This window comes from Clostridium sp. AM29-11AC (assembly GCF_003480545.1).
Lineage (GTDB): Bacteria > Bacillota > Clostridia > Lachnospirales > Lachnospiraceae > Otoolea > Otoolea saccharolyticum_A.
Genome location: NZ_QUJI01000007.1, coordinates 62,467 through 80,968, shown reverse-complemented (window position 1 = coordinate 80,968; position 18,502 = coordinate 62,467). Strand labels below are relative to the sequence as shown.

17 protein-coding genes are annotated in these 18,502 nt (G+C 49.5%); 16 read left to right on the top strand and 1 reads right to left on the bottom strand.

Annotated features, from left to right (window positions below; genetic code table 11):
* Positions 1 to 12 precede the first annotated feature (12 nt).
* Entirely contained in the window at positions 13 to 246 is a 234-nt protein-coding gene (locus tag DW757_RS07475; RefSeq protein WP_008395845.1) for an HPr family phosphocarrier protein, read from the bottom strand.
* 199 nt (positions 247 to 445) lie between these two features.
* Between DW757_RS07475 and DW757_RS07470 the strand changes: the two genes are divergently transcribed.
* The 16 genes from DW757_RS07470 (at position 446) to era (ending at position 18,461) form a co-directional block, all read left to right on the top strand.
* Entirely contained in the window at positions 446 to 1,339 is an 894-nt protein-coding gene (locus DW757_RS07470; protein WP_118751399.1) for a carbon-nitrogen hydrolase family protein, read from the top strand.
* 354 nt (positions 1,340 to 1,693) lie between these two features.
* Entirely contained in the window at positions 1,694 to 2,710 is a 1,017-nt protein-coding gene (locus DW757_RS07465; protein ID WP_118751398.1) for an aminopeptidase, read from the top strand.
* A 112-nt stretch (positions 2,711 to 2,822) separates the two neighbouring features.
* Positions 2,823 to 3,635, top strand: a complete 813-nt coding sequence (locus DW757_RS07460) for a nitrilase-related carbon-nitrogen hydrolase (RefSeq protein WP_118751397.1) — start codon at positions 2,823 to 2,825, stop codon at positions 3,633 to 3,635.
* Positions 3,636 to 3,652: 17 nt separating this feature from the next.
* Positions 3,653 to 4,900 (top strand): aromatic amino acid transport family protein, encoded by a 1,248-nt coding sequence (locus tag DW757_RS07455; RefSeq protein WP_021966049.1) that lies wholly within the window; start codon positions 3,653 to 3,655, stop codon positions 4,898 to 4,900.
* 514 nt (positions 4,901 to 5,414) lie between these two features.
* Positions 5,415 to 6,104 carry a LysR family transcriptional regulator substrate-binding protein gene (locus tag DW757_RS07450; RefSeq protein ID WP_243033492.1) on the top strand — a complete coding sequence of 230 codons (690 nt, stop codon included), beginning with the start codon at positions 5,415 to 5,417 and terminating at the stop codon, positions 6,102 to 6,104.
* Positions 6,105 to 6,414: 310 nt separating this feature from the next.
* Positions 6,415 to 7,746 carry a tRNA (N(6)-L-threonylcarbamoyladenosine(37)-C(2))-methylthiotransferase MtaB gene (gene mtaB, locus DW757_RS07445; RefSeq protein ID WP_118751396.1) on the top strand — a complete coding sequence of 444 codons (1,332 nt, stop codon included), beginning with the start codon at positions 6,415 to 6,417 and terminating at the stop codon, positions 7,744 to 7,746.
* A 162-nt stretch (positions 7,747 to 7,908) separates the two neighbouring features.
* Positions 7,909 to 8,172 carry an IreB family regulatory phosphoprotein gene (locus DW757_RS07440; RefSeq protein WP_008395841.1) on the top strand — a complete coding sequence of 88 codons (264 nt, stop codon included), beginning with the start codon at positions 7,909 to 7,911 and terminating at the stop codon, positions 8,170 to 8,172.
* A gap of 341 nt (positions 8,173 to 8,513) precedes the next feature.
* Positions 8,514 to 8,936: a Holliday junction resolvase RuvX gene (gene ruvX / locus DW757_RS07430; RefSeq protein ID WP_015574411.1), complete on the top strand. Its 423-nt coding sequence runs from the start codon at positions 8,514 to 8,516 to the stop codon at positions 8,934 to 8,936.
* 139 nt (positions 8,937 to 9,075) lie between these two features.
* On the top strand, positions 9,076 to 9,369 hold the full coding sequence (locus DW757_RS07425) for a DUF1292 domain-containing protein (RefSeq protein ID WP_008395838.1): 294 nt from the start codon (positions 9,076 to 9,078) through the stop codon (positions 9,367 to 9,369).
* A gap of 21 nt (positions 9,370 to 9,390) precedes the next feature.
* Positions 9,391 to 11,058: a ribonuclease J gene (locus tag DW757_RS07420; protein WP_008395837.1), complete on the top strand. Its 1,668-nt coding sequence runs from the start codon at positions 9,391 to 9,393 to the stop codon at positions 11,056 to 11,058.
* Positions 11,059 to 11,163: 105 nt separating this feature from the next.
* The gene (locus DW757_RS07415) at positions 11,164 to 11,571 is read left to right on the top strand and encodes an endolytic transglycosylase MltG (protein ID WP_008395836.1); all 408 of its coding nucleotides are present in this window, start codon (positions 11,164 to 11,166) and stop codon (positions 11,569 to 11,571) included.
* Positions 11,568 to 12,275 carry an O-methyltransferase gene (locus DW757_RS07410; RefSeq protein ID WP_118751394.1) on the top strand — a complete coding sequence of 236 codons (708 nt, stop codon included), beginning with the start codon at positions 11,568 to 11,570 and terminating at the stop codon, positions 12,273 to 12,275. The genes DW757_RS07415 and DW757_RS07410 overlap by 4 nt, the downstream gene beginning before the upstream one ends.
* A complete protein-coding gene (locus DW757_RS07405; RefSeq protein WP_118751393.1) occupies positions 12,276 to 13,538 on the top strand; it encodes a U32 family peptidase in 1,263 nt (420 codons plus the stop codon). It abuts the gene before it with no gap.
* A gap of 132 nt (positions 13,539 to 13,670) precedes the next feature.
* Positions 13,671 to 14,498 (top strand): YdcF family protein, encoded by an 828-nt coding sequence (locus DW757_RS07400; RefSeq protein WP_015544668.1) that lies wholly within the window; start codon positions 13,671 to 13,673, stop codon positions 14,496 to 14,498.
* 113 nt (positions 14,499 to 14,611) lie between these two features.
* The gene (locus DW757_RS07395; RefSeq protein ID WP_118751392.1) at positions 14,612 to 17,533 is read left to right on the top strand and encodes an insulinase family protein; all 2,922 of its coding nucleotides are present in this window, start codon (positions 14,612 to 14,614) and stop codon (positions 17,531 to 17,533) included.
* Between the two features lie 22 nt (positions 17,534 to 17,555).
* Positions 17,556 to 18,461 carry a GTPase Era gene (gene era / locus DW757_RS07390; protein WP_008395831.1) on the top strand — a complete coding sequence of 302 codons (906 nt, stop codon included), beginning with the start codon at positions 17,556 to 17,558 and terminating at the stop codon, positions 18,459 to 18,461.
* Positions 18,462 to 18,502 lie beyond the last annotated feature (41 nt).

The window sequence follows — 18,502 nt, the reverse complement described above, 5'->3', positions numbered from 1 at the left end:
TGTTCCTGCGATTTATTCTACAATATAAGGAGCCAGAACGGTGAGGATTTCGTCAACCTGGGACTCAGAGTGGATGTTTAAGTCGATCGGCTTGGAGAGATCCAGACTGAAAATACCCATAATAGACTTTGCATCAATCACGTATCTTCCGGATACGAGATCAAAATCTACGTCAAATTTTGCTAAATCGTTGACAAAAGATTTAACTTTATCGATAGAATTTAAAGAAATGCGAACTGTTTTCATTGTAAAAACCTCCTCTGGCTCATATGTGCCGTCTGTTTTATTTTTGGCTTGATAACCCTGTTTCTATACTACAAATATAACAGGGAAAAGTCAAGTGTGAGATTGAGGGAAATGTGTAAAGAAATATGCAAAACTGTTTAAAGAATCTGTATGGTTCAGGGAGAGAGAAAACAGATGAAAGAGGGAGAAAGGCTGGAAGATGGAAAAGAGCAGGAAAATAAGAATTGCGCTGGGCCAGATGGGGCTTTCAGGGGGAAATAGAGGAGTGTTCAGGCAGGTGACAGAGGAGATGGCAAAAGCGGCGGCCGGAGCGAAAGCGGAGCTTCTCTGTCTGCCGGAGCTGTCCTCCTGCGGGTATTTTATCAGACGGGAAGAGCTTTTGCAGGCAGCAGTTCCGGCAGAAGCAGAGGCCTCTCGGATCGGAGAGACAGCCAGAAAATATGGGATCTCCATTATTTCAGGATACCCGGAACGGGATGGAGACAGGATTTACAATTCCTGTGTGGCTGTAAAGAACACTGGAGAGCTGATTGGAAACGTGAGGAAGGTAAACCTGTGGAAGAGCGAAAAGAAGCGGTTTTCAGAGGGAAATGATTTCCCGGTACTGGATACCTGTACCGGGAAGGCGGCTGTGATCCTCTGCTACGATCTGGAATTTCCAGAGCCGGCCAGAATTGTCTCCATGAAGGGGGCTGAACTTTTATTCTGCCCGGCGGCCTGGAGCCGGCCGGCAGAGCAGCGTTGGAAAACGGATCTTGCGGCAGCAGCTGTCTCGAACCTGGTGTTTGTGGCAGGATCCAATTACTGTGGTGAATTTTGCTGCGGAAACGCTTCTCTCTACGGGCCGGACGGAAGGTGCAGGGCTCCGGAGCGGGAGATTCTTCTGAATATTCCTGGCGCCGGAGAAAACAAGGTGTTCATATTTGAAATAGACAAGGCGGAAATTCAGAGAGAGCGGGAAAAAATTCCTTATTACGAGGACTGGAAGGGAAATATATATGCACGAATGATGAGAGAAGCCTGGGAAAACAGGCAGGGGCTTGGAGAATCGACGCAGAATGGACGGAGCGTGTTCAGGACGGCAGAAGAATAAAAAAGGGCACAGCTGAGCAAGGATGGCAGAGTCCGGGAGGGAGAGCCATCGATCTTGCCAGGCTGTGTTTTTTTGTACCAATTTTCGTATTTCTATAACACAGCTATGGTACAGGCCACGGCTTTCGGCAGTTTTATTTCAAAAGAAAAATAAGAATAAATAGGAGATATAACTAAAAAATTATACCTTATTTCAAATTATCATATAATTTCCCGTACTATTCGGTTAATTGTATAATTAAATCAGACCTCAGGAAAAAAAGACGTTTTCAATCTGAGAGGAACAGCGGAAAAAGATGCCAGGCCTGACAAAACAGAACCGTATTCAGAAAAAAAGAAAGGAAGAGGAGAGACAATGGAAGATAACAGAATGATTGAGTGTATAGAAAGGGCACATTATATTTTGTCCAATCTGATGGCTGTAAAACCAGGGGAAGAGGTACTGATTGCCATCGATCCCCAGACCGACATGAGGATGGCAAATGCCATGGCTGCCGCAGCTCTGATGTGCGGAGCTGAATATAATGTCAGCATGATGCCAATCCGCGGTAAGGATAAAGCTACAATTTTCCCGAAGACACTGGAAACGGCAATGGATGCCTGCGATGTATTTGTGGGTATGACGACTGCTTCCGGCGCGGCAATTTATAATAACCATCTGAAAGAACTGATTAATCAGAAGAAACTGAGAGAGGTTTCTATCTGCCTGAGAAATATTGACAATTTTACAAGAGGAGGGGCTCTGGCAGACTATGAGAAGGTTTATGCAGACGGCGTAAAGCTGCAGGAAATCTGGCGCGGCAAAAAGACAGCTCATGTTACCACTCCGGCAGGAAGCGATCTGTATATGGAAATGAACCAGATGGAGCCGATTATTGAGTGCGGAATTGCCAGGAATCCGGGAGATGCCATGGCCTGGTCAGACGGGGAAGTATCTCTTGGGCCAGTAATTGGAACAACTCATGGAAAGCTGGTGGTGGACGGGCCGATTTGCTACTATGGATGCCCTTCTGTACCCGTAGAGCTTAAAATCGAAGAAGGCAGAATTACAGAGGTAGTCGGAGGAGATCCTAAAATCTGCAAAGAGATTCGCAGGCAGATTGCGGAAGTCAAAGACAGCGACAATATTGCAGAGATTGGAATCGGACTGAATCCGGCCTGTATGTTTAACGGAGATTTTGAGGAGGAAAAGAAGGCCAGAGGTACCTGTCATATTGCTATGGGAAATGGATTCTATTACGGACAGCCGGCCCGCTCCACTGTTCATATCGATATGGTACAGTATAATCCCACTGTGATTTTTGATGAAGGCAAAGAAACAGAAACAGTAGTTGTAGAAAATGGAAAAGTAGTGTGTCTGGGGGACAGATAAAAGACTGCTTATAACGACAGGCAGGCGGCTGGGGGTGAACGGTCTACAGGCAAAACTGCAGCCGCCTGCACTCAGAGGGGGAAGTAGAGATAACACGAAAAGGAGGAAAAAGATGGGAGAGGGCAGAATCGTAAAAATTGCATTGGGGCAGATGAAGGTTTTTCAGGGGGACACAGAAAAAAATCTTAAAAAAATACTGGATTTAACGGATCAGGCAGCGGCTCAGAATGCAGATATTATATGCTTCCCGGAACTTGCCTACTGCGGATATTTTCTGGAGTCAGAAGAACTCCAAAGGCTTGCGCAGCCTCAGGATGGCCCGTTTGTTCAGACACTTCGGGAAAAGGCAAAAAGTGCTGGAATTCATATTATAGCCGGTTATGCGGAAGCTGGGGAAATTCCGGGGATAATGTATAATTCCTGCATCTTTATTGATGACCAGGGAGAAATTATCGGAAACATGCGGAAAGTAAATGCCTGGGGCCAGGAAAAACTGAAATTCCGTGAGGGGAGAGAATTTCCTGTGATCCAGACAAAATTTGGCAAAGTTGGAATGCTCATCTGCTATGATGTAGAGTTTCCGGAGCCATCCAGGATTGAAGCACTGAAAGGAGCGGAAATTGTATTCTGCTCAGCAGTATGGAGCATTCCTGCAGCCAGGCGGTGGGATGTGGATTTGGCAGGAAATGCACTCTTTAACTTGATGTTTATGGCAGGGGCCAATCCGGTTGAGGATAATTGCTGCGGTTCATCTAAAATTGTTGGGCCAGATGGAGAGGTGATTGCTGAGGCTTCCAAAACAGATGAGGAACTTTTGATACAGGAAATTGATCTGGAGGATGTACTGAGGGTGAGAAGCAGAATTCCGTATTTTAATGATTTTAAAGAGGACACCTTTTCTATGGAAGCGCTGAAAAAATATTAGGAAAGGGGGCGGCATATATGGAAGAGACAGGAAGGACAAATGGAACGGGGGAAACTGCAAAGTATCAGGAAGGAGCGCTTAAAATACACAGGCTGACGCCTGCAGAGGTGATTTTTTCTGTAGTTGGCTGCGGGATTGGATCCGGATGCCTTGGAACTGCCTACTCAGCCCGCCTGGCAGGGCTGCCGGTTCTTGTATTCTGGTTTATTGTAACAGGGCTGCTCACACTTTTTTCCATGATGTATGTGGCTGAGGCCACTCTGAGAACAAGGACGATGGTTCAGCTGCCGGGGCTTGCCGAGAGGTATGTGGGATCTGCCGGTTCTCTGCTGATTTTTATTGCCGTAGTGATCAATTCCCTGAGCTGTATGATCGCTTATTTTTCCGGCAGCGGGGATATCATTAATGAGCTTCTGGGGATACCCGGCTGGGCGGGAACCCTGCTCTTCCTGATTCCGGCAGCCGGGGTGTCCTGGTTTGGCCTGAAGGCAATGGGAGTGGGGAATAAGCTGATGAGCGTCGGGATGATTATTATGCTTGTAGTACTCACGATTGCCTCGTTCCTGTCGAAGGACGGGGATTTCAGCCGGGTAACGGAAAGCAACTGGTCCTATGCGATTCCCATTTTTAATGTAGCCGCATTCAGCTATATCGGGCAGTATCTGGTACCTGATTTGGCCAGAGGCCTGTCCCACGATCCTAAAAAACTGGCTCCTGCTGTTTCAATCGGCCAGCTGCTTGTCTGTATTCTGCTGATTATCGTCCCGCTTGGGGTAATGTACCTGACTCCGGCCGATGAGCTGACAGAGGTGGCTACGATTGCCTGGGGACGCTCTCTGGGATTGTGGGCGATGTACACGGCCAATATTTTTGCCCTGGTAGCGATGCTTACCTCCTACTGGGCCATTTCCCAGACACTCCTCTCCAATATTGTAGATAAATTCCGATTTCACTCAGATGAAGATATAAAAATCAGGCTTCCAATTACTCTTGTAATAGTAGGAATCCCACTGTTTTTAGCTCTCGGCGGATTCGTAGGTTTTGTAGATGCAATCTATTTTTCAGGAACCTTTGCAGGGGCAATTATGGCAATTCTTCCTATTTTTATGCTTCGGGGAGCTCGGAAAAAGGGGGAAATCGAGCCTGACTGGAACTGTGGCTGGATGGCCAATCCGGTAATTCAAGGTATCATTATTATTTTATACAGCGGTACAATTCTCTACGCGGTTTGCGGAGCGATGGGTCTCCTTCCGGCTGGATGGTAGATAAGGCAGAAAAGAAAACAGAAGGCAAAATGTGAAGAAGACATTTTGCCCTCTGTTTTTGCTGCTTTCGAGGAAAGCCTTTGCCGCGCGGCATTGTCAGAATAAGACGGCGGTCTGCGGCAATCGGAAACAATATCTTTGTGTTGATAATTATCTATTTGCAGTCTATACTATTAATTATTAATCAAAGCAGGAAAAAATGATAAATTTTGAAAATGGAAATTGAGGGATAGTATGATCAATGAGATGAAATATGTATATGCCGTTTACCAGGAAAAGAGCTTTTCAAAAGCGGCTCGTAAAATGTTTGTCAGCCAGCCGGCATTGAGCAATATGGTAAAAAAGGCTGAGGCAGAGATAGGAAGGCCAATATTCGACAGAAGTACCATCCCTTTGACAGTTACAAAGGAGGGCATGTATTATATTCGTTCAGTCGAACAGATTTTTCAGATCCAGAGAAATACGGAAAACTACTTTAAAGATTTACAGAATCTGAAAGGAGGAACCCTGTCTATTGGAGGTTCTTCTTTTTTCTGTTCTTTTGTTCTGGCCAGCCTTATCGGAGAATTTAAACGGCTTCATCCTGCGGGTTTCCATTGATCTTCTGGAGGGAAATATCCGGGAGCTGAGAAGAGGGATACAGGAGGAAAGCCTGGATTTAATTATAGAGACAGCTTTAAAGACAGGAGAACCGGGAATGGATACATGGCTCTACACAGAGGAGTCTATCATTTTGGCCGTTCCGGCAGAGTTTGAGATAAACAAAAAATTTCAGCCGTACCGTCTGACAGGAAACGATCTTCTGGCGGGAAATATTCTGAAGAAAGAGCCGGTACCCCTGGAAAGCTTTTGTAATACTCCATTTATTATGATGAAACCGGGGAATGATATGAATGGACGCGGGCTTCAAATCTGCCGGAACGCAGGATTCTCACCGAAGATATCCATGCAGATTGATCAGGTAATGACGTCTTTCAATATAGCCGCTCAGGGAATCGGCGCTGTTTTTATTCGTGACAGTATTGTAAAATACATGCCGGAGATGGAGCGCCTGGTGTATTACAGAATCGGTGATCCTCTGGCCAGACGGCAGATATTTTTCGGTGTCAAGCATGGCCGATATATGAGTACGGCTGTCCGTGAATTTCTGAGACTTTCCGGAGCCAGAAAATGCGGCTCCAGTTCTGAAAAACAGGAGGGATGATTCAGCCTTCCTTATGGAGCAGAGCGGAACAGTCGCTCAGCAAAACCGGGAATAGCTATAGCAGAAGCCACAGAACAGATGACTTCTGCTTTTTTCTGTCTGCCGGCGGCGCTGAGTCCTGCAGATATGGTAAAATCTCAATTTCATATGGACTTTCTTCTGCACAGCTGGTAAAATAATCAGAACTGTCAGAAGAGAGTAAAGCTTCCCGGATATGCGGGGAGCCAGAGACGGCAAGAGCGCGGAATCAGAATGATTGTGTTCCGATACAGTGAAAGATAGAATGAAGCTACAGAAAGGAAGCGTAAAAATGAGAAAAGCCGCCCTTCACAATTTGGGATGTAAGGTAAATGCTTATGAAACAGAGGCCATGCAGCAGATGCTTGAGGATGCAGGGTATGAGATTGTCCCCTTCCGGGAGGGGGCAGATGTGTATGTGATCAATACCTGCTCTGTCACGAATGTGGCAGATAAAAAGTCCAGGCAGATGCTCCACCGGGCTAAGAAGATGAATCCCTCAGCAGTGGTTGTGGCAGCAGGCTGCTACGTGCAGGCAGCAGGGGAAGAGCTGAAAAAGGATGAGGCAGTCGACCTTGTGATTGGGAACAACAGGAAAAAGGACCTGGTGGAGGTATTAGAGCGGTATTTTAATGAGCACGAAGGGACAGACGACATCATCGATATTGGAAAGACCAGTGAATATGAGAAGCTGCATATCAGAAAGATCGCCGATCACACGAGAGCCTTTATCAAGGTTCAGGACGGCTGCAACCAGTTCTGCAGCTACTGTATTATTCCATATACAAGAGGCCGCGTAAGGAGCCGTCCCATGGAGGATGTGGTGCAGGAGGTGGAGGCGCTGGCAGCCTCAGGATATAAGGAAATCGTGCTGACAGGCATCCATTTAAGCTCCTATGGGGCAGACTTTAAGAGGACGGCAGAGAATCCGGAGGCTGCGGCGGATCTGCTGTCTCTGATTGTCCGCCTTGACAGGATACCGGGAATCGAGAGAATCCGTCTGGGCTCTCTGGAACCCCGCATCATCACAGACGAGTTTGCAGAGACGCTTGCTGGACTGAAATCCTTCTGTCCCCATTTTCACCTCTCCCTTCAGAGCGGGTGCAATGAGACCTTAAAGCGTATGAACCGCCACTATACCACAGAGGATTACGAAGCCCGCTGTGAAATTCTGAGAAGATACTTTCATAACCCGGCAATCACCACAGATGTGATTGTGGGCTTCCCCCAGGAAACAGAGGAAGAGTTTGAGGAGACAAGGCAGTTTTTAAAGAGAATTCATTTTTACGAAATGCACATCTTTAAATATTCCAGGCGCGAGGGGACAAGGGCCGCTGTCATGGAAGGTCAGGTGCCGGAGCCAAAGAAGGCAGAAAGGAGCGACATTCTGCTTGCTCTGGAGGAACAGATGTCCCTGGAATACCGCAGAACATTTCTTGGAAAGGAAGAGGAAGTGCTCCTGGAAGAGAGAATCTCAGTGGACGGGGAGGACTACATGGTGGGCCATACCCGCCAGTATGTGAAAGCTGTGGTACCCTACAGAGAGGGCCTTAAAAATGTGACGGTCCGCGGCGTCATGGAGCGCATGGTGACGGATGAAATCCTGTTTCTCAGGGAAAAATAGGAAAAAACAGGGATGTCTTTTGTATCCGATCTGCACTGAGCTTTGCCAAATCTTTCCCTCTCAGGGAAGGAGTTGTCAAAAAATTAAGAAAGATTTTTCTTGCCGAATGGAATATTTTGGGTTAGAATAAATGAGAGTAGTTAAAGGACGTGAGTGATAACCATGGGTGATATGAGAAATACACAGTTTTTTAAAACAGTACAGGATGATACAAAGCTGGAAGTGAGCCAGGTTCTTGAGCAGGTGTACCGCGCGCTGACGGAGAAGGGGTACAATCCCATCAACCAGATTGTGGGATATATCATGTCGGGAGATCCGACCTACATTACCAGCCATAAGAGCGCCAGAAGCCTGATTATGAAGGTAGAACGTGACGAAATTCTGGAAGAGCTGATGAAGAATTACGTGGAGACACGTCTGCGCTGATATATGTTTGAATCCAGAGACGGGATACAGGACGGGCAGGGATGGAGCCCCAGTCCTGTGACTTTTGGCACAGAGAGGGAGCCGGTGCGCCGGATTGCTCTCACAGGAGAGAGCTGCCCTGTCCCCTCGGCCTGGCAGTGTGCAGGAAAATCTGCCCGTTTTTTGAATGAGGGCGGCGCAGGCAGAAGAGGAGCGTACGTGAAGACAGAGTTCAAAATACCGGGCGATAGCCTAAGATGCAAAGAAAACTCCGGCGTATGCAGTGTACGGCAGAAAATAAAACAGGGAAGAGCAGGACAGTTGGCACCATGCCAGCTTGTTTTGTTATGGAGAAATATCAAATGAGAATTATGGGACTGGATTTTGGATCCAAGACTACAGGCGTGGCAGTCAGCGATCCCCTCGGTCTTACGGCCCAGGGCTTGGAGACCATTGTCAGGAAGGATGAGAATAAGCTGCGCCAGACCTGCGCGAGAATCGAGGAGCTGATCGAGGAATACCAGATTGAGGCCATCGTTTTAGGGTATCCTAAGAATATGAACAATACGGCAGGAGAGCGGGCGGAAAAGACAGAGAGCTTTAAGGAAATGCTGGAGCGGCGCACCGGAAAGCCAGTCATCCTCTGGGACGAGCGTCTGACTACCATCGCAGCAGAGCGCATGCTGATGGAAAGCGGCGTCCGCAGGGAAAACAGAAAGGCCGTGATCGACAAGGTGGCCGCTGCGCTGATTCTGCAGGGGTATCTCGACTCACAGAGACAGTAGGAAAAAGGGCCGGCAGACTGTAAAGAGAGCCGCAGGAGCTGAAAATCAGAATTTCAGAGCCGGGCCGGAAGAAAAAACGGAAAAATAAGGAACTTGAAAAATAAGGAAATCTGAAAAAACGGAAAGTCAGGGAGATAAGATGGAAAATATGTTTGATAAAATAGATGAGATTGAGAACAAGATCACGCTTCAGTCAGAAGAGGGGGAACCCATCGATTTTTATGTTCTTGAGGAAACAAAATTAAACGGGGAGAATTTCCTGTTAGTGACAGATTCTAAAGAGGGGGACGGAGACTGTTACCTTCTTAAGGATAAATCAAAACCAGAGGACGCCGAGGCGGTATATGAATTTGTAGAGGAGGACGGCGAGCTTGACTACCTCTCGAGAATTTTTAATGAACTGATGGGCGACATGGGAATTGAGATTGAATAAGACAGCGGAGGTGTAATTTATTTGAAAAAGGACACGAAAAACAACAAGGTAAAAATTATTCCTCTCGGAGGCCTGGAGCAGATCGGAATGAACATGACGGCCTTCGAGTACGAGGACAGTATTATTGTAGTGGACTGCGGACTTGCCTTCCCGAGCGATGATATGCTGGGAATTGACCTGGTAATTCCGGATGTCACCTACCTGAAAAACAATATTGACAAGGTGAAGGGTTTTGTGATCACGCACGGACATGAGGATCACATCGGCGCCCTGCCCTATGTGCTGAAGGATGTTCCGGCGCCGGTATACGGGACGAAGCTGACTATCGGGCTGATTGAGCATAAACTGAAAGAGCACAATATGCTGCGCACCATTAAGAGAAAGGTGGTTAAACACGGACAGTCCATCAATCTGGGATGCTTCCGCGTGGAGTTCGTAAAGACCAATCACAGTATCGTGGATGCATCCGCGCTGGCTATTTTCACACCGGCGGGCATCATCGTCCACACGGGAGACTTCAAGATCGACTATACGCCTGTATTCGGAGAGCCGGCTGACCTTCAGAGGTTTGCGGAGCTTGGAAAGAAGGGCGTTCTGGCGCTCATGTGCGACAGCACCAATGCGATCCGCCCGGGCTTTACCATGTCGGAGCGCACAGTAGGCAAAACCTTTGACGCGATCTTTGCGGAGCATCAGAATAACCGCATCATCGTGGCGACCTTCGCTTCCAACGTGGACCGTGTACAGCAGATTATCAGCTCTGCCTGCAAATACGGCAGGAAGGTGGTGATCGAGGGCCGAAGCATGGTCAATGTGATCGGGACAGCCAGCGAGCTGGGCTACATTGACATACCGGAGGGAACGCTGATTGACATCGAGCATCTGAAAAATTACAGACCGGAGGATACGGTTCTGATTACCACGGGAAGCCAGGGCGAGTCCATGGCTGCCCTTTCCAGAATGGCGGCAAACCTCCACAGAAAGGTTTCCATTATGCCGGGGGATGTGGTGATCTTAAGTTCCACACCGATTCCGGGCAACGAGAAGGCCGTATCCAGAGTGATCAATGAGCTGTCCATGAAGGGGGCAGAGGTGATCAACCAGGATACCCACGTTTCAGGACATGCCTGTCAGGAGGAGATCAAGCTCATCTACTCCCTGGTGCGTCCGAAGTTTGCGATCCCGGTTCACGGCGAGTACCGCCATCTGATGGCTCAGAAGAAGCTGGCCGAGTCTATGGGAATTCCCAAGGAGAACGTGATTATCATGTCCTCCGGCGATGTGATAGAGATTGGAGAAGAGGGATATAAGACGGTTGATCACGTGCAGGCAGGCGGAATCCTGGTGGACGGACTGGGAATCGGCGATGTGGGAAATATTGTCCTGAGAGACCGCCAGAATCTGGCGCAGAACGGCATTATTGTGGTTGTGCTGACCCTGGAAAAATACAGCAATCAGCTTCTCGCAGGGCCTGATATCGTCTCAAGAGGCTTTGTCTATGTGAGAGAGTCTGAGGACCTGATGGACGAGGCCCAGGCAGTTGTGGACGCAGCTGTCCAGGACTGCTTAAAGCGCCATGTAAGCGACTGGGGCAAGATTAAGAATATTATCCGCGACAGCTTAAGTGATTTCCTCTGGAAGAGAATGAAGAGAAATCCGATGATCCTTCCGATTATCATGGAAGTATAGGCGTCTGTAGGAATTGCCGTGCAAAAGACAGCCGGAGCACCGCAGCGGGCTGTGATTAGACAGCCGGGCGGGACTGCCGGGCAGATGACTGCGAGGAAGTGAGATATGAGCCGTACAACGAGGGAAATCAACCGGGTGACGGGAACTGTGATTAATGTATCGCTGAAGCTGATTCTGCTGGCCCTTGTGTGCATCCTGATGTATGAGGGGGTCACCAGAGGATACAGCTTCGGCCACGAAATTTTCGACCCGACGCCTATGGAAAGCGGGGAGGGAACTGCAAAGCAGGTGACGGTGGAGGACGGCATGTCCGTCATGGAAACGGGAAGGCTCCTAGAGGAAAAAGGGCTGATACAGGACGCGTACGTCTTTCTGATCGAATCCATCCTCTATGAATATGAGATCCAGCCGGGTACCTATACCTTCCGCACCACCCAGACTTCCATGGAGATTTTACAGATGCTGAGCGAGGGGCCAAAGGCAGAGGAAACGGGAGAGGAGGAGGCGTCATGATCGTAAATGAGCGGATCACCTCCTATCTTCACTCCCTGGATCAGGGAAACGGCGCCCTTCTCGACTCAATCGAGGAGGAGGCAGTGAGGGGCCGTGTTCCCATTATCAGGAAGGAAACGGCGGCTCTCTTAAAGACCTTAGTGGCCATGAAACGCCCGGAAAATATCCTGGAGGTGGGAACAGCGGTGGGGTACTCTGCCCTGCTGATGAGCCGCGTGATGCCTGAGGACTGCCATATCACAACCATAGAAAAATATGAAAAGCGCCTTCCGGTGGCCAGGGATAATTTCAGAAAGGCCGGCATGGAGGGCAGGATTACTCTTCTGGAAGGGGATGCGGAGGAATTTCTGCAGACTCTGAAGGGGCCGTACGATTTTATCTTTATGGATGCAGCCAAGGGCCAGTATCTTCACTGGCTGCCTATGATACTGAGACTGCTCCCCCAGGGAGGCGTGCTGGTTTCTGACAATGTACTTCAGGACGGAGATCTGATTGAGTCGCGATACGCGGTGGAGCGAAGAAACAGAACGATTCACGCCAGGATGCGGGAGTATCTGTACACACTGACCCATATGGAGGAGTTTGAGACCTCTGTGATCCCCATCGGTGACGGGGTGACGGTCAGCGTCAAGCGGCAGCAGGGGGCAGAACCGGTGCACCCGGAGGCTTTGAAACGAAATGAAAATGAATCAGAGGAAAAATAGATGAGAAAACGGGAGCTTTTAATTCCGGCCGGAAGTCTGGACGTGCTGAAAACAGCTGTCATTTACGGGGCTGACGCCGTTTACATCGGAGGCGAGGCCTTCGGACTTCGGGCAAAAGCGAAAAATTTTACAACTGAGGATATGAAAGAGGGAATTGCCTTTGCCCACGAGCGGGGGGTGAAGGTCTATGTCACAGCCAATATTCTGGCTCACAATGACGATCTGGCAGGTGTGGAGCAGTATTTTGAGGAGCTTAGGGAAATCAGGCCGGATGCCCTCATTATCTCCGATCCGGGAGTCTTTGCCATTGCGAGAAGGATTCTGCCGGACATGGAGATCCATATCAGCACCCAGGCCAACAATACGAACTACGAAACCTTCCTGTTCTGGTACGGGCTCGGGGCAAAGCGGGTGGTAACGGCCAGGGAGCTCTCCCTTGAGGAGATCCGCCAGATCCGTGACAGGATCCCAGAGGATATGGAAATCGAGAGCTTCATCCATGGAGCCATGTGCATTTCCTACTCCGGCCGCTGCCTCTTAAGCAACTATTTTGTCGGAAGAGATGCCAACCAGGGAGCCTGCACCCATCCCTGCCGCTGGAAATATTCGGTGGTGGAGGAAACGAGGCCGGGAGAGTACCTTCCGGTCTATGAAAATGAGAGGGGAACCTTTATTTTCAACTCCAAGGATCTGTGCATGATTGAGCATATTCCGGAGATGATTGAGGCGGGCATTGACAGCTTCAAGATTGAGGGGCGGATGAAGACGGCTCTCTATGTGGCCACAGTGGCCCGCACCTACAGAAAGGCCATTGACGATTACCTGGAAAGCCCGGAAAAATACCGGGAAAATATGGAGTGGTACAAGGCTGAGATTGGAAAATGTACCTACCGTGAATTTACGACGGGATTTTATTTCCACAAGCCAGAATCAGACGCCCAGATTTATGACAGCAACACCTATGTGAAAAACTACACCTACATCGGAACGGTGGAGGAAGTCTGCGGGGACGGCAGCTTCCTCATGGAGCAGAAAAACAAGTTTTCAGTGGGAGAATCCATCGAAATTATGAAGCCGGACGGGCGGAATATCCCTGTTTCAGTGGAAGAGATCTGCGATGAGGAGGGTGTGCAGATGGAAAGCGCGCCTCACCCAAAACAGAGGCTTAAGGTAAGGCTTTCTGTTTCACCGGAGCCGTATGATATTTTGAGAAGAAGCGAACATAATGAGGATGAAGAGGGAAGGACACAGGCCGGCCAGTAGCCGGTTTCTGAGCCGCTCTCATCCGGCTTGGGGGATGCGAAATGGCAGGACTGCCGGTTTTGCACCCCTTTTTTACCCATTTGAAGGAAGGCGTCCCGGAACGGACGGCAGGGAAACGAAGGAGGAAGGATCATGACCGTGATACTGGAAGCGGCGGCAGGGCTCTGCCTTTTATATTATGGAGGAATTGTGCTTTCCACAGGATTTTCTGTCTCATTTTCCCTGTTCTGGCCGTTTTGTGCGGCACTCTTTGGATTTCTGGCCGCCGGCAGGCACTATTATCTGAACCACAGGGAAGAGATTCCCGTCTGGCCTGTGGTGTCGGCGGTGACAGTTCTGGGGGCGGCTGCAGCTGTGATTGCTGTGGTTCTGGTGCTCATCGGAACAGGAATTTTAACCTCCACCAAAAAGAGCATGGATTATGTCATTGTGCTGGGAGCAAAGGTAAATGGAACTGAGCCCAGCAATTCTCTCAAAAAGAGGCTCGATCGGGCGATTGACTATGCGGAGAACAACCCCAATACCTTTCTGGTGCTGTCCGGCGGGCAGGGGAAGGACGAGGAGATCGCGGAGGCAGAGGTCATGTATGAGTATCTGAGGTACAACGGTGTGCCGGAAACCCAGCTTCTTTTGGAAACCCGCTCTACTAATACCAGGGAGAATATCAGGTACAGCCTGGAGGTTATCCGCAGCCAGGAGCAGTGGAAGGAAAGGGTGTTCCAGCAGATTTTCAAGGAGGTGGGGGAGAATGCCTACGCACCCGGCGACGAGCTGGATTCCATTCACATCGGCATTCTGACCAGTGATTTTCACCTGTTTCGGGCCAAGGCAATCGCGAAGAAACAGGGGGTCAGAAATGTCTATGGAATTTCGGCTCCGTCCGATCCGCTTCTGATTCCGAATCTGTGGCTCCGCGAGTGCTTTGCCATATTAAAAGACAAATTTATGGGAAATATATAAATGAAAATAAACGCGATGTATATAAACGGCGATCGGACAATAAAAATAGCTCATAAAAATGACTCATAAAAGTGATTCATAAAAAGGCAGATAAATCAGGAAAGGAAGATAGCATGAAAAAAGTCAGTGAGTTGGAGGCATACCGCCTCATAACTGAAAAGCAGGTAAAAGAGCTGAACTCAGAAGGGTATATTCTGGAGCACAAAAAGACGGGTGCCAGAATTTTCCTTCTGTCCAATGACGATGAGAACAAGGTATTCTGCATCGGCTTCAGGACTCCTCCGGCAGACAGCACGGGAGTTGCCCATATCCTGGAGCACAGCGTACTCTGCGGTTCTGAAAAATTCCCCGTAAAGGATCCCTTTGTGGAGCTGGTGAAGGGTTCCCTGAACACCTTCCTGAATGCTATGACCTATCCGGACAAGACGGTTTACCCGGTGGCCAGCTGCAATGAGAAGGATTTCCAGAACCTGATGGACGTCTACATGGATGCGGTGCTTCACCCAAATATCTACCGTGAGGAAAAGATCTTCCGCCAGGAGGGCTGGCATTACGAGATGGAGACAGAGGACAGTCCTTTAACCTTAAACGGAGTGGTTTACAATGAGATGAAGGGAGCCTTTTCCTCCCCGGAGAGTGTTCTGGATCGGTATACGAGAAACGTCCTGTTTCCGGACACCTGCTACGGCAATGAGTCCGGCGGCGATCCGGCGGTGATCCCGCAGCTTTCCTATGAGGAATTTTTAAACTTCCACAGAACCTATTACCATCCCTCCAACAGCTACATCTACCTCTACGGAGATATGGATATGGCAGAGAAGCTGGAATGGCTGGACCGGGAGTACCTGTCAAAGTACGACAGACAGCCGGCAGACTCAGAGATCAGGAAGCAGAAGGCCTTTGACGCGCCGGTAGAGAGGGAGATTTTCTATCCCATCACAGAGGGTGAGTCAGGGGAGCATGCAACCTACCTTTCTGTCACATCCCTGGCGGGAGAGGGACTGAATCCCATCCACTATCTGGCCTTCCAGGTGCTGGAGTATGTCCTCATCGACGCCCCCGGAGCGCCCCTAAAGACAGAGCTTCTGAATGCGGGAATCGGACAGGATATTCTCGGAGGATATGAAAACGGAATTCTGCAGCCCTATTTCTCCGTTATCGCAAAGGATGCAGACAGAGACCAGAAGGGCGAGTTTCTGGCCGTAGTGGAGGGAACGCTGCGCAGACTGGCCGATCAGGGGCTGAATCAGAAGAGCCTGCTTGCGGGAATCAACTACTATGAGTTCCGCTGCAGGGAGGCAGACTTCGGTTCTGCGCCAAAAGGGCTTATGTACGGCCTTCAGTGCCTGGACAGCTGGCTCTACGGCGGAGATCCGCTGATGCATCTGGAGTACGGGGAGAGCTTTGACTTCCTCAAAAAAGCGGCGAAAGAGGGATATTTTGAGGAGCTGATCCGGACGTATCTTCTGGACAATCCTTCCTCAGCTGTGGTCCTGGTAAGTCCGAGAAAAAATATGACCGCAGAGGAGGACAGGAAGCTGGCAGAGCGGCTGGCCGCCTACAGGGAGAGCCTGACAGATGAGGAGAGGGCCCATATTGTCAGGGCTACCAGGGAGCTTAAGGAGTATCAGGATACCCCGTCCCCCAAGGAGGATCTGGAGAAGATTCCTCTGCTTCGCAGGGAGGACATCGAGAGGGAACCGGAGAGACTGGTGTTAAGCGTCAGGGAGGAAGAGGGAACGAAGGTGCTGTTCCACGACCTGTTCACCTCAGGGATCGGGTATCTGCGCCTTCTCTTTGACACCAGCCGTGTTCCTGCAGAGGATATGGCCTATGTGGGGCTTTTGAAATCCGTTCTCGGCTATGTGAGTACGGAGAACTACAGCTACAGCGAGCTGGCGGACGAGATTAACTTAAACAGCGGCGGCGTAAACTTCAGCGTGCTCTCCTACCCTTCACTGGAAAACAGCGATGATTTTACCGGAATGTTTGTAGCCAGCGTGAGAGTCCTCTGCGAGAAGCTGGATTTCGGATTCTCCATTCTGGGAGAGATTCTGAAAACCTCTGTGTTTGACGATACAAAGCGCCTGTCAGAGATCATCAACGAGACAAAATCCAGGGCACAGATGCGGTTAAACGCTTCCGGCCATTCGGCGGCAGTGACGAGGGGTACGTCCTACTTCTCCGCGGCCTCTGCCTACAATGATGTGACAGGCGGAATCGCCTACTACCAGTTCTTAGAGGACCTGGCCAGGAATTTCGAGGAGAAGAAGGAGGAGATTGCCGGAAAGCTCAGAAAAACGGCAGAAAGACTCTTTACCTCTGACAATATGACGGTGAGCTTTACGGCAGACAGCAAAGGGTATGAGAAGATGAAGGCCCCTCTGAAACAGCTGAAGGAAATGCTTCCTGAAACAGGAGGGGAGAGATATTCCTTTACTGCTGCAAAGGAAAACAGGAATGAGGGCTTTATGACCTCCTCCCAGGTCAACTATGTGGCCAGATGCGGCACCTTTGCCGGAAGCGGATACAGATACACGGGAGCCTTAAAGACCTTAAAGGTAATTCTCGGCTATGACTATCTGTGGCTGAATGTCCGCGTCAAGGGAGGAGCCTACGGTGTGATGAACGGAGCGGGCAGGACAGGAGAGGGATATTTCGTTTCCTACCGGGATCCAAACCTCAGAGAGACGGACAGAGTCTACGAGGGAATTGTCAAATATCTGGAGGAATTTGACGCCGATGAGAGAGATATGACGAAATACGTCATCGGAACTATCAGTGACCTGGATGTTCCCCTTCTTCCACAGTATAAGGGAAGCAAGGCAGATTCCGCCTATTTCTCCAAAGTTACTGACGAGATGCTGAAGAAAGAGCGGGAGGAAATCCTGAATGTGACAAAGGAAGACATTCGGGCTCTGGCTCCGATTATCCGGCAGATCTTAAATACAGGCAGCTTCTGCGTGATCGGAAATGCGGAGAAGATTCAGGCGGAGAGAGAAATGTTCGGAGAGATAAAAAATCTGTTTAACTGACGAAACGGACAAAGGAGAAATCATGGAGCAGAAATTCAAATCGGGCTTTGTGACGCTGATCGGACGGCCCAATGTGGGAAAATCCACCCTCATGAACCATCTGATCGGGCAGAAAATTGCCATCACATCGGATAAGCCCCAGACCACGAGAAACAGGATCCAGACGGTCTACACGGATGAGAGGGGACAGATTATTTTCCTGGATACCCCGGGAATCCACAAGGCGAAAAACAAGCTGGGAGAATATATGGTGAGTGTGGCTGAGCACACCCTTAAGGAGGTGGACGTCATTCTCTGGCTGGTGGAGCCCACCACCTTCATCGGAGCCGGGGAACGCCACATTGCGGAGCAGCTAAAGAAGGTGAAAACGCCGGTGATCCTGGTGATCAACAAGACGGATACCATCAAAAACAAGGAAGATATTCTCACCTTTATCGCGGCCTATAAGGATATATGCGAGTTTGCCGAGATCATTCCGGCCTCAGCCCTGAAGGAGAAAAATATTGACGCCGTGAAGGACTGTATTTTTAAATACCTGCCGGAGGGACCTCAGTTCTATGACGAGGATACGGTGACGGATCAGCCCATGCGCCAGATTGCCGCAGAGCTGATCCGGGAGAAGGCTCTGCGGATGCTGGACGACGAGATCCCCCACGGGATCGCCGTGACCATCGAGCGGATGACAGAGCGGAAAAACGGGATGATCGATATTGAGGCCACCATTGTCTGCGAGAGGGATTCCCACAAGGGAATTATCATCGGAAAAGGCGGAAGCATGTTAAAGAAAATCGGGACTGCCGCCAGGATGGAGATTGGCAACCTGATGGACACCCAGGTAAACTTAAAGCTCTGGGTGAAGGTCAGAAAGGAGTGGAGAGACAGCGATCTCTTCATGAAGAATTACGGATATAATCCGAAAGATATTTAGTGTGCCGTAAGCCCGGAGCTGACTTTTTTGCATTTCAGGAC

What these genes read in the sequence shown, in the direction of transcription:
- DW757_RS07475 (WP_008395845.1), bottom strand. Translation starts at nt 246, where the DNA reads ATGAAAACAGTTCGCATTTCTTTAAATTCTATCGATAAAGTTAAATCT.
- DW757_RS07470 (WP_118751399.1), top strand. Translation starts at nt 446, where the DNA reads ATGGAAAAGAGCAGGAAAATAAGAATTGCGCTGGGCCAGATGGGGCTT.
- DW757_RS07465 (WP_118751398.1), top strand. Translation starts at nt 1,694, where the DNA reads ATGGAAGATAACAGAATGATTGAGTGTATAGAAAGGGCACATTATATT.
- DW757_RS07460 (WP_118751397.1), top strand. Translation starts at nt 2,823, where the DNA reads ATGGGAGAGGGCAGAATCGTAAAAATTGCATTGGGGCAGATGAAGGTT.
- DW757_RS07455 (WP_021966049.1), top strand. Translation starts at nt 3,653, where the DNA reads ATGGAAGAGACAGGAAGGACAAATGGAACGGGGGAAACTGCAAAGTAT.
- mtaB (WP_118751396.1), top strand. Translation starts at nt 6,415, where the DNA reads ATGAGAAAAGCCGCCCTTCACAATTTGGGATGTAAGGTAAATGCTTAT.
- DW757_RS07440 (WP_008395841.1), top strand. Translation starts at nt 7,909, where the DNA reads ATGGGTGATATGAGAAATACACAGTTTTTTAAAACAGTACAGGATGAT.
- ruvX (WP_015574411.1), top strand. Translation starts at nt 8,514, where the DNA reads ATGAGAATTATGGGACTGGATTTTGGATCCAAGACTACAGGCGTGGCA.
- DW757_RS07425 (WP_008395838.1), top strand. Translation starts at nt 9,076, where the DNA reads ATGGAAAATATGTTTGATAAAATAGATGAGATTGAGAACAAGATCACG.
- DW757_RS07415 (WP_008395836.1), top strand. Translation starts at nt 11,164, where the DNA reads ATGAGCCGTACAACGAGGGAAATCAACCGGGTGACGGGAACTGTGATT.
- DW757_RS07410 (WP_118751394.1), top strand. Translation starts at nt 11,568, where the DNA reads ATGATCGTAAATGAGCGGATCACCTCCTATCTTCACTCCCTGGATCAG.
- DW757_RS07405 (WP_118751393.1), top strand. Translation starts at nt 12,276, where the DNA reads ATGAGAAAACGGGAGCTTTTAATTCCGGCCGGAAGTCTGGACGTGCTG.
- DW757_RS07400 (WP_015544668.1), top strand. Translation starts at nt 13,671, where the DNA reads ATGACCGTGATACTGGAAGCGGCGGCAGGGCTCTGCCTTTTATATTAT.
- DW757_RS07395 (WP_118751392.1), top strand. Translation starts at nt 14,612, where the DNA reads ATGAAAAAAGTCAGTGAGTTGGAGGCATACCGCCTCATAACTGAAAAG.
- era (WP_008395831.1), top strand. Translation starts at nt 17,556, where the DNA reads ATGGAGCAGAAATTCAAATCGGGCTTTGTGACGCTGATCGGACGGCCC.